Origin of the sequence: Amycolatopsis sp. CA-230715 (genome assembly GCF_018736145.1) — a bacterium.
Classification (GTDB): Bacteria; Actinomycetota; Actinomycetes; order Mycobacteriales; family Pseudonocardiaceae; genus Amycolatopsis.
In genome coordinates this window covers 609,596-625,131 of record NZ_CP059997.1, presented here as the reverse complement: position 1 = coordinate 625,131, position 15,536 = coordinate 609,596, and the positions used below count along the sequence as shown (strand labels likewise).

The 15,536-nt window shown below is 70.4% G+C and carries 14 protein-coding genes, 6 tRNA genes and 1 pseudogene; 13 read left to right on the top strand and 8 right to left on the bottom strand.

All coding sequences use genetic code 11. The features are described 5' to 3' along the window. Positions 1–13: 13 nt before the first annotated feature. Positions 14–790 (top strand): ABC transporter permease, encoded by a 777-nt coding sequence (locus HUW46_RS03000; protein WP_215545794.1) that lies wholly within the window; start codon positions 14–16, stop codon positions 788–790. Here the strand turns inward: HUW46_RS03000 and HUW46_RS02995 are convergent. Further along, complete coding sequence (locus tag HUW46_RS02995; RefSeq protein ID WP_215545793.1) at positions 753–1,427, bottom strand: histidine phosphatase family protein; 675 nt, start codon at positions 1,425–1,427, stop codon at positions 753–755. The two genes, HUW46_RS03000 and HUW46_RS02995, sit on opposite strands and share 38 nt — an antisense overlap. A gap of 9 nt (positions 1,428–1,436) precedes the next feature. Then, a pseudogene (locus HUW46_RS48975) lies at positions 1,437–1,607 on the bottom strand (aromatic-ring hydroxylase C-terminal domain-containing protein); the annotation flags it as partial. A 169-nt stretch (positions 1,608–1,776) separates the two neighbouring features. Here HUW46_RS48975 and HUW46_RS02990 point away from each other — a divergent pair. The 11 genes from HUW46_RS02990 to HUW46_RS02940 all read left to right on the top strand — a co-directional run bounded on the left by HUW46_RS02990 (position 1,777) and on the right by HUW46_RS02940 (position 7,221). Continuing rightward, positions 1,777–2,553 (top strand): helix-turn-helix transcriptional regulator, encoded by a 777-nt coding sequence (locus HUW46_RS02990; protein ID WP_215545792.1) that lies wholly within the window; start codon positions 1,777–1,779, stop codon positions 2,551–2,553. Between the two features lie 553 nt (positions 2,554–3,106). Beyond that, a tRNA-Tyr gene (locus HUW46_RS02985) sits at positions 3,107–3,192 on the top strand. A gap of 5 nt (positions 3,193–3,197) precedes the next feature. After that, positions 3,198–3,272 (top strand) — tRNA-Arg (locus HUW46_RS02980). Positions 3,273–3,372: 100 nt separating this feature from the next. Next, a tRNA-Leu gene (locus HUW46_RS02975) sits at positions 3,373–3,446 on the top strand. Between the two features lie 40 nt (positions 3,447–3,486). After that, a tRNA-Leu gene (locus tag HUW46_RS02970) sits at positions 3,487–3,559 on the top strand. Positions 3,560–3,597: 38 nt separating this feature from the next. Beyond that, positions 3,598–3,689 (top strand) — tRNA-Ser (locus HUW46_RS02965). Between the two features lie 22 nt (positions 3,690–3,711). Next, positions 3,712–3,801: transfer RNA gene (locus HUW46_RS02960), tRNA-Ser, on the top strand. An 82-nt stretch (positions 3,802–3,883) separates the two neighbouring features. Further along, positions 3,884–4,378: a DUF4262 domain-containing protein gene (locus HUW46_RS02955; RefSeq protein ID WP_215545791.1), complete on the top strand. Its 495-nt coding sequence runs from the start codon at positions 3,884–3,886 to the stop codon at positions 4,376–4,378. 106 nt (positions 4,379–4,484) lie between these two features. Beyond that, a complete protein-coding gene (locus HUW46_RS02950) occupies positions 4,485–5,363 on the top strand; it encodes a glycoside hydrolase domain-containing protein (RefSeq protein WP_215545790.1) in 879 nt (292 codons plus the stop codon). A gap of 134 nt (positions 5,364–5,497) precedes the next feature. Further along, complete coding sequence (locus tag HUW46_RS02945; RefSeq protein ID WP_215545789.1) at positions 5,498–6,682, top strand: FAD-dependent monooxygenase; 1,185 nt, start codon at positions 5,498–5,500, stop codon at positions 6,680–6,682. 80 nt (positions 6,683–6,762) lie between these two features. Then, on the top strand, positions 6,763–7,221 hold the full coding sequence (locus HUW46_RS02940; RefSeq protein ID WP_215545788.1) for a WapI family immunity protein: 459 nt from the start codon (positions 6,763–6,765) through the stop codon (positions 7,219–7,221). Here HUW46_RS02940 and HUW46_RS02935 read toward each other — a convergent pair. The 5 genes from HUW46_RS02935 to HUW46_RS02915 form a co-directional block, all read right to left on the bottom strand. Continuing rightward, complete coding sequence (locus HUW46_RS02935) at positions 7,197–7,649, bottom strand: DUF6314 family protein (protein ID WP_215545787.1); 453 nt, start codon at positions 7,647–7,649, stop codon at positions 7,197–7,199. The genes HUW46_RS02940 and HUW46_RS02935 overlap by 25 nt on opposite strands. Before the next feature lie 10 nt (positions 7,650–7,659). Then, positions 7,660–9,861 carry a terpene synthase family protein gene (locus HUW46_RS02930; RefSeq protein WP_254125761.1) on the bottom strand — a complete coding sequence of 734 codons (2,202 nt, stop codon included), beginning with the start codon at positions 9,859–9,861 and terminating at the stop codon, positions 7,660–7,662. 152 nt (positions 9,862–10,013) lie between these two features. Further along, the gene (locus HUW46_RS02925) at positions 10,014–10,787 is read right to left on the bottom strand and encodes a ParB N-terminal domain-containing protein (RefSeq protein ID WP_215545785.1); all 774 of its coding nucleotides are present in this window, start codon (positions 10,785–10,787) and stop codon (positions 10,014–10,016) included. An 18-nt stretch (positions 10,788–10,805) separates the two neighbouring features. After that, positions 10,806–12,737 (bottom strand): UvrD-helicase domain-containing protein, encoded by a 1,932-nt coding sequence (locus tag HUW46_RS02920; protein WP_215545784.1) that lies wholly within the window; start codon positions 12,735–12,737, stop codon positions 10,806–10,808. A gap of 133 nt (positions 12,738–12,870) precedes the next feature. Then, entirely contained in the window at positions 12,871–14,328 is a 1,458-nt protein-coding gene (locus HUW46_RS02915) for an MFS transporter (RefSeq protein WP_215545783.1), read from the bottom strand. An 87-nt stretch (positions 14,329–14,415) separates the two neighbouring features. On the opposite strand from HUW46_RS02915, the gene HUW46_RS02910 reads away from it, so the two are divergent. Continuing rightward, positions 14,416–14,790 carry a MarR family winged helix-turn-helix transcriptional regulator gene (locus HUW46_RS02910; RefSeq protein ID WP_215545782.1) on the top strand — a complete coding sequence of 125 codons (375 nt, stop codon included), beginning with the start codon at positions 14,416–14,418 and terminating at the stop codon, positions 14,788–14,790. Between the two features lie 6 nt (positions 14,791–14,796). Here HUW46_RS02910 and HUW46_RS48185 read toward each other — a convergent pair whose 3' ends face one another. After that, positions 14,797–15,456 carry a hypothetical protein gene (locus HUW46_RS48185; RefSeq protein WP_254125759.1) on the bottom strand — a complete coding sequence of 220 codons (660 nt, stop codon included), beginning with the start codon at positions 15,454–15,456 and terminating at the stop codon, positions 14,797–14,799. Positions 15,457–15,536 lie beyond the last annotated feature (80 nt).

Sequence of the window (15,536 nt, the reverse complement as noted above, 5' to 3'; positions counted from 1 at the left end):
CAGAATCCCCGGGGTGACGAACGGGGCGATAGTCGTTGGGCCCGCGCTCGGTGCCGTGCTCGTGCTGTTCGTCGCGCTCGGCGCGGCGGTGCTGTGGCTCGGTGGACTCGGCCGCGGACGGGCGATCGTGTCCGCGGCGGTGCGCGCGGCCGTCCAGCTCGCCGCCGTCTCGCTGGTGATCGTCGCGGTCCTGCGCTCGGGCTGGTGGACCGCGCTGTTCGTGCTCCTGATGTTCGCCGTCGCGGCGGTGACCTCGGCGCGGCGGATCGGGGTGCCCCGGCGCGGTCCCGGCTTCGGCTGGACCGCCGTCGCGATCGGCGCCGGGGTGGTGCCGGTACTGGCGGTGGTGCTCGCGGCGGGCGTGCTGCCGCTGCGTCCGGTCGCGGTGGTGCCGATCGCCGGGATCGTCATCGGGGGTGCCATGTCGGCGACCTCGCAGGCAGGGCGGCGCGCCCTCGACGAGCTGGAGACGCGGCACGGTGAATACGAGGCCGCGCTGGCGCTAGGGTTCACGCCCCGCCTCGCCGCGCTCGAGATCTGCCGCCCGTCGGCGAGCCAGGCGCTGATCCCCGCGCTCGACCAGACGAGGACGGTGGGCTTGGTGACGCTGCCAGGGGCCTACGTCGGCGTGCTGCTGGGTGGCGCCGGGCCGGTGCAGGCAGGCGTCACCCAGCTGCTCGTGCTGATCGGGCTGCTCGCGGCCGAGGCCGTCTCGGTGCTGGTGACCGTGCAGCTGGTGGCCGCGGGCGGGCTCAGCCGAGCGGCGCGGCCAGGTGCGCGGTGTCGTTGAACCGGCGCACGAGCCAATTGTCGGCCGTGAGCACGAGATGCGTGATGGAGCCGTTGTCCGCGCCGAGGAACGCGAACGGCTCCGAGCCGCTCGCCTGCGCCATCGCCTCCCCGATCACGCCGCCGTGGGTGAACACCGCGACCCGCTGATCGGGATGCGCCGCCGCCACTTCGGTGAGACCCGCCTTGACGCGCGCGGCGAACGCGGCCACGTCCTCCGCGCCCGGAATCACGCCCCAGCGCTGTTCGGCCCAGAGCCGCCGCGCCACCGGATGCCCCTCGGCGGTGTTGCGGCGGAACAGCCCGCCCTCCCACTCGCCGAGGTGGACTTCGCGCAGCAGCGGGGTGACCACCGGCTCGATGCCCAGCTTCGCCGCGAGCGGCGCCGCCGTCTGCGCGGTGCGCCGCAACGTCGTGACGTAGAGGGCGTCGAGCCGCTCGTTCGCGAGCCGTTCTCCCACGCGCTCGGCGTGCTCACGCCCCTCCGGGGCGAGGTCCGGGTCGGCCTGGCCCTCCACCATCGGGAAGGGCGCCGAGGCGCGGGCGGGGGCGGATTCGCCGTGGCGCACCAGGAAGATCTCGGTGGCTCCCGGCGGCGGGCTGAAACGGTGCTGGCGGTACTCGGGTTCTTCACTCACGTCCCGAGGCTACGCGGGCCGCAGGATCGCGTGCATCGCGTCGTGCAGCCCGCCGCTTTCCCCGCGCCAGGCGACGAAGCCGTCCGGGCGCACGAGGGCTGCTTCGCCGGGGCCCGCCGAGCGGAAGAGTTCGAGCGCGCGCTCGCGTCCGCACGGTGGTGAGGAACAGCCCGGCCGGACCCGCGCCGACCACGAGCACTTCTGTGTCCATTGTGTACTCCTCGGACCGCGTAGCCGACCGGCTCACGGGCGCCGTCTCGAGGCGTCTTGAGGTCAACCCGGCCGGAATGGACGGGGGCGCGCGCGGTGCGGCACGATGGGTTTCGTCGACCCTGGGGAGGGAGCAACAGTGCGCGATGCCGTCATCGCCGCGGCGGTGTTCCTGCACGCGCACTCCGGCGAACCGATCCGGCTCGGCGACGTCGCGGATCACGTCGGCTACAGCCCGTTCCACCTGGCGCGGGCGTTCACCAGGGAACTCGGCACGTCCCCGGTGCGGGTGCTCGCCGCCCACCGCTTCCACCGCGCGAAACGGCTCCTGCTCGACGGCGACGACCGGATCGCCGATATCTGCCACGCCGTCGGTTTCTCCTCCGTCGGCACCTTCACCACCCGCTTCGCCGAGGCGGTGGGAACGAGTCCCACCGAGTTCCGGCGGCTCCCGCACGATCTCGCGGACGCGCCGCCGCGCCCGGTCTCGACCTCGGGCGAGGCGCGCGGCGGCGGGGGCGTCGCCGGTTCGGTGCGGATCGGCCCGTCCGCCGCGGCGGTGCTCGGCCCTGATCCGCTGGTGTTCGTCGGCCTGTACCCGGCACGGTCGGCGCGCGGGCAGCCCGTCGCGGGCGCGATGCTCGCCGGACCCGGTGAGTTCCTGCTGATCGACGTTCCCCCCGGCCTGTTCTGGGTGCTCGCCACCGCGTTGTCGACGCGCGGCGACTACGACGGGCTCCTCGTGCCGGGGGAGTCGGTGATCGGCACGTCCCCGCGCATGCTGCGGATGCGCCCCGGCGAACGGCACCTCTGCGATATCGCGCTCGAACCGGTCGAACGCTGGCAGCCGCCGGTGCTGGCCGCGTTGCCCGCGCTGGCCTCCGACATCGCGCAACATTGGAGAAGACGCGCCTGAGCGGGCGATCTAGGTTGGGTGTCGTGCTCGTCCGCGCGCGCCCGGCAGGCATTCCCCCGTTGCGGACGGGCCGGCCGGACCCGTCCTGCTACTCCCATCGCGGGGCGGGTCCTGCCGCGTCCGGGCGGGACCGTCCCTGGGGTTGGCGGTCCCGCCCGAGCCCGTTTCCGCCGGTTTTCAAATAGGATTGACGCATTCGCTCCGGCGGGCCATGATGAATGCACGGTCAATCGAAGGAGCGGACATGGCGAACTCGGGAAAGCGCGGGGTGCGGCTCGCTGCCGCATGGTCGTCACCTGGTCGTCACCTGCTTGTTTCCTATCCGGGGCAAGGACTTCTGAGCTGTGCGGGCTCCCCGCCGTGACGGACGAACCGTTCGGTCGAGGGAGCCGCCCATCGGGTAACCGATCCGGGCGGCTTTCTCTGTTCAGTGTCCGCTGACGGCGCAAATTCAATTCTGTGACAGTTTTTCGAGTTCGTGTTCTTGTCGCCCATTTCGTTTCTGTCGCGCGGTTCTTGGACAGGGGCGCGGCGGAGAACCATCTCGACGCACGGTGGAGCCGGGGCTGTGGAGCCCCATCCGGCTGTAAACCGGACGCCCCGGACGGGGCACAGTGGGTTCGACTCCCTCCTTCACCACGCAAGCCCTTGTAGCTCAGCGGGAACAGAGCGCCGCACTACGAATGCGGAGGTCCCAGGTTCGAGTCCTGGCAGGGGCGCTGACGGGTGCGAGGGGCATCGGCGACCCCGCCTGATTTGGGATCAGGAGTCACCGCGTTCGACTCGCGGGCATCCGACCGGGGTCAGCCACCCCGTCGCGCGGTTCTAGCCCAACTGGCAGAGGCAGCTGGTCGAGAGCCAGCACAGTCGGGGTTCGACTCCCCGGAACCGCACTCGTTCCTGGCCCGGCGCCTTCCTCACGGCGGTGCCAGCTCCCCTGTAGCCCAACGGCAGAGGCAACGCGCTCAGAACGCGTCCAGTCCAGGTTCGAATCCTGGCGGGGGAACAACACCACCTGCTGCCCGTCAGTCGGCGGGCAGCACGGGAGGGCTGGCCGAGTCAGGCAAGGCACCGGATTGCTGATCCGAGGTCCGGGACTTCTCGTCCCGGCGCGCGTTCGAATCGCGCGCCCTCCGCGCGGGATCCGTTGCGGCACAAGGAGGATTGGCCGAGCCAGGTAAGGCAGCCGTCTCGAAAACGGTGGTCGGCGCGACGAGCGCCGCGCAGGTTCGAATCCTGCATCCTCCGCCCACGCGACACCGCATCTCCCCGTTTCTGTCGGTGCCCCTCCGCATAGTGGTCGGGTGTTCACGATCCGCGAGGAGGAACGATGTGCTGGAAATGTGATCAGCCAGGCGGCAGCAGGCTCGACTACCTCGATGAGCTGCGCGGGACCATCACCGAGTGCGGCTGGGCGGTGCAGAGCATCGAGCGCGACAGGCTGCACCCGCCACGGGCGTACACGGTCGGGCTGACTCCACGCGGCAGACCGGAGCTCGTGGTGACCGGGCTGCCGCCGGGAAAGGCAGGGGCGCTGCTCAACTCGGTGGCCGCGCACGTGCTGCACGCCGACGCGCCCACCGCCGGCGAGCAGATCCCGCTCCGCGGCGGCCCCCTCATCGAAATCGTCGAGGTCACCGAACCCTCGGCGCATCTGTTCACGGCCATCGAGCTGTACGGCGGCGGGGTCCGCGCCGTACAGCTCGTGTACGCGGACGACCGGGGGCATTGGCCGTGGGATCGCGGATTCCGCGGCGGGAAAGGGGGACAGCCCGTGCTCGGGCACCGGCACGCGGCGGCTGATCGGTCCGCCCGATCGGGCTAGTGCGGTAGCCCCATAGGACGTACCGCAGCACCTGCGATCGCCGCCGCCGCTCCGTCAACCTGGGTGAGGGCTTCTTCAGTCTGCGCCCAATCTGAGGAGTGATGTCATGACAACCGGTCTTGACTACAGCGCCGGCCGGATCCCGGGCCGGGCTATTCGTGATGCCGGTCATTCGTTCGTCATCCGGTACGCCGGTACACCCGGTCGCGCCAAGAACATCAAGGCGGCCGAGTACGCGGACCTCGTGGCCAACGGCGTCAGCGTGTGGCTCGTCTACGAGAACGGCGTCGACGACGCCATGGGTGGTTTCCGGGGCGGGGTGGCCGCGGCGAATGCCGCGCGAGCGGACGCCGCCGCGATCGGGTACGCGAACGGCCCGATCTTCTTCTGCGCGGACCGCCACCTCGCACCCGGCGAGGTGGCGACAGCGCTGACCTATCTCGACGGTGCCGCGTCGGTGCTCGGCCGGGAAAGGGTTGGCGCATACGGGTTCTCCGAGTTCATCAACCCCGCGAGGGACGGCGGCCGCGCCGCGTACTTCTGGCAGTGCGGTTCCCGCTCGGCCGTCCGGCCCGGCGTGCACGTCTACCAGCGCAACACCGGGGCCGCCAGCGTCGGCGGCATCCAGTGCGACATCAACGACCTGCTCATCCCGATCACGAAAGGTGACGACATGTCCGCGAACGACGTCATCGGCAAACGGCCGGACGGCTCCGACATCACCATCGGCGACGCACTGGCGAACCTGTACCTCGGTGCGTTCTACGGCGGAGGCGGCTCCGGGGCGCGTGCGGTCTACCCCACCGTGAACGCGATCAACGACGACCTCGGCAAAGTCTGGGACACGACCGGCACGGTCACCGCCGGTGGCGCCTCGGCGGACATGTACACCCGGTTGCAGAAGGTCGAAGGCAAAGTCGACGAGTTGCTCGCCGCGATCAAGAACCTGTCCGCGGGACGGGATCCGGTGGCGGCCAAACCTTGAGGACCGGGGGCTTACCGGGGTGCTGACCGCGGCCGGTAAGCCCGCGGTCAGCCGACGGCCAGCGCGGCCGGACAGAGTCGGGGTCAACACCGGGCCGGAACCACGGTCACCGGCCACGACCTCGGGAGACACCGATGAAGAACACCACCGTCCTCATCTCCGGCGCCAGCATCGCGGGGCCCGCGCTGGCTTACTGGCTGGTTCGCTACGGCTGCTCGGTCACGATCGTGGAGCGTGCCGAGGGCCGGATGCGCCCCGGCGGCCAGGCCGTCGACGTGCGGGGCCCCGCGCTCGAGGTGATCGAGCGGATGGGCATCGCCGACGCGGTCCGCGCCCGGAGCACCCGGATGCGCGGGATGACGATGGTCGACGAGAGCGGCGCCGAGCTGTACAGCTCCACCGAGCACACCTTCACCGGCGGCGATCTCGCGAACGCCGACATCGAGATCATGCGCGACGATCTCGCGCTCCTGCTGCAGGAGGCCGCCGGCGACGAGGTCGAGTACCTCACCGGTGACTCGATCGCGAGCCTGGCCGAGGACGCCGACGGCGTGCACGTGACCTTCGAGAAGGCCGCGCCGCGCCGATTCGACCTCGTCGTCGGCGCGGACGGCCTGCATTCGACGGTGCGTTCGCTGGCGTTCGGACCGGAGCGGGACTACATCTCGCACCTCGGCACCTACCTCGCCGTGTACACCGCGCCGAACTTCCTCGGCCTCGACCACTGGCAGGTGTTCTGCCAGGCGGGCGCGGTCGGCGGCGGGATGATGAGCGCGCGGGACACCACCGAGTGCCGGGTCTACGTCGGCTTCGAATCCCCGGAGCCGGTCGAGTACGACTACCGCGACATCGACCAGCAGAAGCGGATACTGGCCGAACGCCTCGAAGGCGCGGGGTGGGAGTTCCCGAAGGCGCTCACCTACAGCTGGGACGCCCCGGACTTCAGCTTCGACTCGATGAGCCAGATCCACCTCGACCGGTGGTCGCGCGGCAGGGTGGTGCTGATCGGGGACGCGGGCTACTGCGGCTCGCCGATGTCGGGGCAGGGCACCAGCATGGCGCTCGTCGGCGCCTACGTGCTGGCGGGCGAGCTGAAGGCGGCCGAGGGCGACCACGAAACCGCCTTCGCTTGCTACGAAACGGAAATCCGCGACTACGTCGCGGCGAACCAGCGGCTCGCGCTGACCAACCGGGCCAGGGTCGAGGCGCAGACCAGGGCGGCCATGGGCGGTGCCGAGGCGGCCGAGCCCGTCGAGATCACCACCGAGCCGGAGGACTTCGACGGCGTGGTCGGCGCGCTGGTGCTCAAGGACTACTGACGCTGTCCACAGTGGACTGACGAGATCCGGGAGCGGTTCGCCGCTCCCGGATTCGCCGTGCGGCACCTATGCTGATCCCGATGAGCACCGAAGGCGCGCACCACCGGGTCCTGCTCGGGAACCCGCATGGGGACCACCTCTCGATCGCGCTGCTGGGCAGAGCGCATCCCGGTGCGGACGACTACTGGGACGGCAACTGGCTGCTGTCGCCGATCGCGATCCACGCCGGCGGGTTCCAGGGCACCGTCGGCGCGACGCTGCGGACGTCCGAGCTGGAAAGCTTTCACCGCGAGCTGAGCGCGCTGTACGAAACCCTCAGCGGTGCCGCGGTCCTCGACAGCATGGAGGACTGGGTGAAGCTGACCGTGCGGTGCGAGCCGAGCGGTGTGCTCGCGGTCGCGGGCACCCTGCTCGACCAGGCGGGGCACGGAAACCAGCTGCGGTTCGAACTCGGCGGGCTCGACCAGACGCACCTGCCGCCGGTACTCGACGAGCTGGAGGACTGCCTGCGCGCCTACCCGGTGCTCGGCAAGCCCTGATCGCGCCGGAACGCCGAGAAGATCACGTGGTCCTTCGACGGCCCGCGGACCGTCCACTCGTGACGCCAGTGGTCCGCGCCGAGCACGCGGTACTCGACGCGGTAGAGGTCCTCCGCGCAGGGATGGCTCGCCAGCCAGCTGCCCGAGGTCAGATCGACGGTGTGGAAGAACCCGCCGTGGTCGAAGTGGACGTCGGCGCTACCGGGGCCGGTCAGCCGGAACCGCAGTTCGCGGGTGGCCTCGCCGTGGTGCGCGCCGAAGTCGAGCACGCCGCGCTCCCGCTGCACGAGCTCCTCGCCGTCGGCGTCGAAAGCGCAGGTGCCGCCGAACCGCCCGAGCGGCTCGCCCGAGGCGGCCACGATCTCCCGGTCCAGGCGCCACCGTCCGCTCAGGTAGCCGACGAGATCGGCGACGGGGTAGGCGTCCACCCCGTCATTGTCACCCCGCGCCCGCCCCGGCCCGCACCGGTGTCCTGCCGATCCTCGCCGCCGCGGTGCCGAGGCCGGTGAGCGACCCCGCCGCCGGCGCCCGGTCGCGGCCGAAGTTCCGCCGCAGGTCTTCCTCGGCGTACCGGTGGCAGCCCCGGTGCCAGTTGAGGAGGCCGGAAATCCAGCTCTTCAGCTCCTCGACGTACCCGATCAGCGTGGCGCGGACGTCGTGGCCGAGGTCGTGGTCCTCGGCCAGCGCGGGCAGTTCCAGCTCGACGACGTGCTGGAACTGCTTCATCCGCGCTGTCATCAGGTCGTTGACCACGGCGAGCGCGCGATCCGGTGTGCAGTCGAGGAAGTTCCGCACCACCAGCACGCCGTTGTGCAGCTCGCCCTCGTACTCGATCTCCTTCTGGTACGAGAACACGTCGTTGAGCAGTGCCGCGTAGTCCATCGCGGAGTTCTCGAGGTTCTGGACCGGCCTGGTTCGGTAGAGCTCCGGTGGCACCGTCCTGCCGTGCCCGATCCGAGAAAGGCCCATCGTGAGACTGGAACCGAAGGTCTTGCGGCGCATCTCGATGTAGTCCACCGGGTCGGGGATCCGGTTCGCCCGGTGGTTCGCCAGCTCCCACAGCCAGCTCGCGAGCATCTCCTCGACGGCGCGCCGGAACGCCCGCCGCGCCGGGACGTCCATCGGGGCCGCGGTGCGCGCCCAGATCTCGGCCAGCCCGCGTTCGAGCCCGGTGACCGGCGCCGTCTTCGGCGGCCCGTCGACCGGCATCAGCTCCGACAGCCGTGCCGTGCACACCTTCGCGGCGGCCGGGTCCGGCGTCCGCCCGAAGACGGCGGGGTAGTAGTCGTCCGCGTAGGACCCCCAGGCGAGCCAGGCGGAGGTCAGGTCCAGTTCCTCGGGGGAGGCGTCGGGATGGATCCCGGCACCGCACAGTGCGACGTCGTAGGCGCGCAGCTTCTCTTCGTCCCACACCGCTTCGTCGAGGATGCCGACGTTTTTCGCCCATTCGACGACGTTCTCGCGCGCGGTGTCCAGGTGCGGGCTCATGCGCAGCTCGTAGGGCTGGTAGAAGTCCGGGATCGGGGAGGGACCGACCTTTTCGAACGGGACGTGGCTGAACGAGCGCGCCCGCTGCGGGAGGGTGCCCGCGATCGAGGACGAGATCCTCGCCGCGGAGGTGCCGATCCCGCTCGGCCCGCCCAGAACCGGTTGCGCGGCACGGGATTCCTCGGTCGAGCCGTTCATGTACCGGCTCGACCGCAGGTGCCATTCGTGCCCGCCCGCCTGCCAGTCCTGCAGGCCCTTGAGATAGGCGAACACGCCCATGCGCTGCACCGGATCGAGCGCGTGCTCTTCGACCAACGGCGGCAGCTCGGTCAGCGCGGTGTGCTCGAACTGGTGCAGCCGCGAGGTCAGCAGATCGTTGACCGCGTCCGCGGCCTCCTGGGTGCCGATGCCGAGGAAGCGCTCCAGCACCAGCACGCCGTTGCTCAGCTCGCCCTCGTCCAGCACTTCGCGTTCGTAGGAGAACAGGTCGTTGCGCAGGTGGATGGCGTCGGCGAAGGTGTCGCGCACGACGTGCATCGGCCGCGTCGCCGCGATCGCCGCGGGCACCTCGGCGTCCACCGCGTGCTCGACGAGGTTCGCCGACCACGGCGCGCCGCCGACCTTGCGCCGCATCTCGATGTATTCGATCGGGTTCGCCAGCCGGTTTTCGCTGATGTTCCCCAGTTCCCACAGCGATTCGTCGAGCAGGTTCTTGGTGCTTTCGGCGAAGCGGCGCCGCCAGCAGGCCGAGCGGGCGGGCACCGTGCGCGACCACAGGTCCGCCAAGCCCTTTTCGACCGGGTTCTCCGGCACCGCGGTGATTTCACCGTCCACCGGCATGAACGACGGCAGCCGGTCGAGATAGGCCCGCGCGCCCTGGAGATCCGGGGTGCGCTTGTACAGCTCCACGAAATGGTCGTCGAAGTAGAACACCCACACGTACCACTCGGTGATCAGATCGAGGACGGGGCCGGAGCAGTCGGGATGGGTGTAGGAGCACAGCAGGGCGTAGTCGTGGGAGTCGAGGTCGTGCTCGTCCCAGATCGCGGTGCCGTGCTGCGGGACGTCGATCATATCCATCGCGTACGCCCACGACTTGCTGTTTTGCCGCGCGCGTTCGAGGTTCGGGTTCAGCCGTGCGGGGTAGGGCATGTAGAACTTGGGTAGCTCGAACGGCTGCACAGCGGATCACGCCTTCCCTCGGGTCGCCTGCGTTTTCCCACCCTCAGGCAGGCAACCAAGGAGTTCGCGGGCAGCCAAGGCCCGCGAAGGGGTTTTACCCGATCGAGAAGGGCTGATTCGCCCTACCGGCCCAGTCGCCGCACTCCCTGCCGAGCAGGTGCGCCCACGCGCTCGGGGAGGTCTTCCGGCCACACGTGCCAGCCGTGGTGATCCCGCGTCGCGAGCGCGACGGCGTAGGTTTCGACGTCGCGGAGATCGACGCACTTCCCGGCGTCGCGCAGGCGCGTGATCACCGGGAGCACCTCGTCGCGCCACCAGACCCCGGCCAACTCCTCGCGGTCGGTGAAGGGCCTGCCGTCGAGCGCACGCCGGAACGCCCACGACTCGGCCGCGTCGGCGAGCCGGGACCAGTCCGCGGGTTCGTCGAGCCAGAGGTCCGCGCGCACGTCGGCGGGCAGCGGCACCCGGTCGAGGAACCGGCGCTCGGCCGCCTTGCTCGGCAGGTGCGCCAGCCGGAGGCAGCCCATCGCGTAAGCAATGGTGCAGATTTGTACCACCTGTGCGGGCACGACCGGCCACCCCCGAGCCCGCGCCACGGACACCCGGTGGTGGCCGTCCACGACGAAGTACAGCTCACCGAGCTGCACGAGATCGACCGGCGGCTCGGAGCCGGATTCCATCACCTTCGCGACGCCGTGCCACCGGTCGCGCAGCCGGCGGTTGACCAGCTTGAACTCGGCGTCGAAGTCGCAGGCGCGGGCGGAGGTACCGACGATCCGGCCGAGGGGGACCTCGGCGAACCGGCGCCCCATCACGCCGTCGCCGCCCAGCGCGCCGAGCGCGTCGTCGAGCGGCATCAGGCCGTCGGCCGCGCGCCTACCCCGTAGTCCGCCCATGTGCGGGGCAACCCGCGCTCAGTCCCCGGTATTCCCGACCAGCCCCCACCAGACGAAGTCCCGTGCGCGCGTGGCGGCCACGAGGTGCTGGCGGTCATGCAGCTCGCGCCGCTCCCGGCCCGCGTCGCCGCCTGCCGGTTCGGGGTCGGTGGTCTGGACGACCAGCACGGCGCGGAAGTCGAGTCCCTTCGCGCGGTGCACGGTGCCGATCTTCAGCCGGTCGTCGGACTCGCCGGAGAAGTGGTCGAGCGATCTCGTTTCGACACCCGCCTTGCGCAGGATCTCGGTGCAGCGCTTGACATCCTGGTGGTGGAAGGTGATCACCGCCGCTTCGCCCCTCGGCACCGGAAGTTTGTCCACTTCGGACAGCAGGGCGGCGGGGAGGCTGGCGGCGGTGCCGCGCCACGAGCGCACTTCGCCGCCGCCGTTGGCCGATTCGGCGTCCCGCAGCGCGACACCGGCGGCGCCGTCGAGATCGTCGACGTGGTTCATCGCGTCGAACCGCTGCGCGAAGGTGAGCACCTCGACGCGGTTGCGGTAGTTCACCCGCAGCACCTCGCCGCGGCCCTGGATCGGGATGCCCGCGTCGGAAAGCCGCCAGCCGCCCGGGTACACCTGCTGCTGCCCGTCGCCGACCAGGAGCAGCCGGTTCGGCCCGTCCCCGGCCAGCTCGCGCAGCAGCCGCAGGCCGGTCAGCGTGATGTCCTGCACCTCGTCCACCACGACGGCCGCGTACGCGTTTTCGAGCGGCTCCCTGACCAGCTCGTCGAGCGCGATGGCGAGCACGTCGTTGTGGTCGTGCAGCCCGTCGGCGGCGAGATTCCGTTGGTAGGTCTCGTAATACGCCCACACCAGTGCCTTCTGCCGGGCGTTCAGGTTGATGCGGCGCCCCTTCCGGTAGGCGCCGGCGTACTTCTCGAAGGTGTCGATCCCCCTGCCCTTGAGCACGCGGTCGATCTCGGTTTCCCAGTACTGGGGCGAAGGTTCGATGCCTTCCAGCTCGTCGCGATGCGCTATCCACGCCCGGCTTCGCGCCGTGCCGACCCGTCCGCTGTCGACCTCGACCGCGCGGCCACGGCTCGCCAGGAACGCCCGTGCCCACGCGTGCAGGTTGGTGAACTCGGCCCGGTCCGTCATTTCCGGCGCCAGCCGTTCGAACGCGGCGCGGTGCACGAGGGGGAGCGTCCTGACGAACGTCGTGAACAGCACCGGCCCGACACTGCGGCGCGCGAGATGGCGCAGCCGGTGCAACGCGACCACGGTCTTCCCGGTCCCGGCGGGGCCGCTGATCCGGGCGGGACCGTTGTAGTTGCGGGTGACCACGGCTTGCTGCTGCGGGTGCAGGAAGGTCAGCCAGGTGTCGAACGGGCGGTTCTGGGCGGCCTCGACTTGGTCTTCGGTCAGGGCCTCCGCGTCGAGCAGGCCATCGGGCTCGGCGGTGTCCTCCGGCTTTCCGACCGCGAAACGCGAATACCCGCGCAGCCGTGCCGCGACGCGATCCACGATGGCCTGTACCCGCCGCCGGTCCAGGTGGAGCGCGTCGCGCCGGAACAGCTTGTCCAGCTCGGCTTCCCGGACCCGCCAGTGGCCGGGTGCTTCGCCGCCGACGACCACGAAGTGCACCGCGCTCCCGGAGACGACTTGGCCGTGCAGCCCGGGAAGACCGGCGAACCGCTCTTCCGCGTGCCGGATCGTCGCCCGCGCGGCCGCTTCGCCGACCGCGCCGTCGGCGACCGTGATCGCGAAGACCCCACCGGGGCCGATCAGGTAGGCGTCTGCGGTGCCCGGCGCGGGCAGGTCGTCGCGGACGAACACGTGCCAGCTCTCGACCGTTCGCGCGATCAGCGCGGTGAGCACCCGGCGCCGTGGTGGCCCGAGGTCCGGAAGGCGCGCGACGAGTTCGGCCGCCTGCCGTTCGGCCTGCCGCCGCGCGTGCGCGCTGATACCCACTCGGCCCCCTCGCGAATAGTGGCGATACGGAACCACCGTAAGCAAGAGCGTGCGCGAAGGGTAGTCGCCCGGATGCCGGAACGCGCCTGCCTGCCGTCCCCCGAGAACGGCAGGCAGGCGCGTTCGGCTACTCCTATTTCGCGGCGAGCGCGAGTTCCGGCTCGGCCACGGGCTCTTCGGCGCGACGCCGCTTGAGCACCCCGGACAGCGCGACCAGCAGGCCGAGCACCGCGATCCCGGTGACGACGCTCAGCACCGGGGTCAGCCCGGTGAGCAGTGCGCCCGCCGATGCTTCGCTGCCGCCGTTGGCGGTGAGCACCGCGGTCACCACCGCGAGCCCGATGGCACCGCCGACTTGCAGCGAGGTGTTGAGCAGGCCGCCGGCGAGGCCCTGTTCGTCATCGGAGATGCCCGCGGTCGCCTGGATGTTGAGCGAGGAGAACGCCAGCGTGAACCCGATTCCGAGCAGGATCATGCTCGGCAGCACCGAACCCGCGTAGCCGGAGTGCTCGTCGACGCGGAGGAACAGCGCGTAGCCGATCACGTGGGCGACGACCCCGGCGAGGATCGTGCGCGGGGTGCCGACCCGGTCGATCAGCGGTTCGATCCTCGGCGAACCGAAGGCCACGATCGCCGCGGCGGGCAGGAACCCGAGCGCGGTCTGCAGCGCGCTCCAGCCGAGCACCGACTGCAAGTACAGCATCACCACGAACTGGAACCCGATGTAGGCGCCGAAGAACAGCGCACCGCCGAGGTTCGCCCTGGCCAGCGGGCCCGAACGCAGGATTCCCAGTCGCAGCAACGGGTGGCTGCTCCGCTTCTCGATCACGACGAACGCGGCGAGCAGCGCGATGGCCACGGCGAAGGTGACGAGCGTGCGCGGCGCGGCCCAGCCGACCTGGGGCGCTTCGACGACACCGAAGACCAGCAGCAGCGACCCCACCGCGCCGGTGATCGCGCCGGGGATGTCGTAGCCAGCGCCGGAGTCGTCCCGGTCGTAGCTGGGGATCAGCTTGATCGCGAAGGCCAGCGCGGCGAGCGCGATCGGCACCGGCAGCAGGAACGTCCAGCGCCAGCCGACCTCGGTCAGCAGCCCGGAGAAGACCAGGCCGGCGGAGTACCCGCTGGCGCCGAAGACCGCGAAGATGCTGATCGCCCGGTTGCGGGCGGGGCCTTCCTGGAAGGTCGTGGTGATGATGGACAGCGCGGCCGGTGCGGTGAACGCCGCGGCGAGCCCCTTGATGAACCGGCTGGCGATCAGCAGCGCGCCGTCGTCGACGACGCCGCCGAGCAGGGAAGCGGCCGCGAACACGGTGACCGCGACGAGGAACACGCGACGGCGGCCGAGCAGGTCGGCGGTGCGCCCGCCGAGGAGCAGGAGTCCGCCGTAGCCGAGCACGTAGCCGCTGACGACCCATTGCAGGGCACTGGTGGAAAGACCGAGGTCGGACCGGATGGCGGGGAGCGCGACCCCGACCATCGAGACGTCGAGCGCGTCGAGGCCGACAACGGTGGACACGGTGAGCAGGACGCCCCAGAGGCGGGCGTCCCACCGGGTTGAAGAGGTGGACAAGTGCGCGGAAGTGCTCATGGATCCGTACGCTACATGCATGCGCATCTAATGACAACGCATAAAATTCAGTTGCATCAGATTCGCGTGCATGTTAAGGTCGCCGACGTGAGCGACGTCGCTGAGCTGAGCCTGGTGGAGGAGTGGCACCAGCTCCTCGCGCGGCACGCTGCCGTTTTCAACGCACTCGAGTGCGCCCTGCAGGAAGAGCACGGGCTCGGCGTCAGCGAGTTCGAAGCACTCGAAGCGCTCGCCGTCTGCGATCACCAGTGCCGGGCCGCCGACCTCACCGAAGCCGTGCACCTGAGCCAGAGCGCCACTTCGCGCCTCGTCGCCAGGATGGAACGCGAAGGTCTCGTGGAGCGCGCGATGTGCGATGTGGACCGGCGCGGAATCTTCGTCACCCTCACCGAAGCGGGCTGGACCCGGTTCCGCACGGCGAAGCCGACCCACCGGCGCGTGCTCCGGGAAACCCTGCGCTGAAGCGGCTCACAACGGCGGGAACAAACTCGCTACGTGGGCCGCGTCGTCGAGCTGGCGATCGCTCGAATGCCCGCCCGCGGCCTCGGTTTCCGCGATCACGAGCAGCGAACCGTCGGCGCGCGAGTCGTAGTGCTCGCCGGTGAACTTCACCCCGGCCAGTCCGAGCACGGCCCCGCCGAGCGGTGAAATGTCGCCCGAACCGTGCTCGTCGATGACGTCCTTCAGCCCGGTCACCTGGTCGCCAGAACGCATGCGCACCCAGACGATCGACACCGCCACGGTGTTGCCCGCACCGTCGCCCACGGCGATGACCTGGCGATCGAGCTTCCGGCAGGGGTGCGCCAGGAAGAACTGCCGAACCCGTCCGAACGAGGCGGTGGCGCAGCGCAGCTCGGTTTTCACCGCCTCCTTGGCGATCTTGAACCCCAGTTTCTTCAACGCTTCGCGGCGCAGTCCCTTGCGCGCGAGATCCTTGCCCACCGATCTCGCGACCGCGTTGACCGACCCGGCACCGGATTCCGCGCCCGAGCCGACCGAAGCCGCGCCGCCGCCCGCACCTCCGCCGCCGAAGGCGACCACACCGGCCGTGGCGGCTGCGGCGACGGTCGCCCTCGCTTTGGTCTTGTATGGCGCGAAACGGCCTTTTTCATCGCGTGGCGGTTTCATGGTCGTGACCCCTCCCCGAGTCCGGGGTCCGATCATTCCCGCCGACTTTTCCGGTGGCGATCTTTTCGCTTGTTTATCGC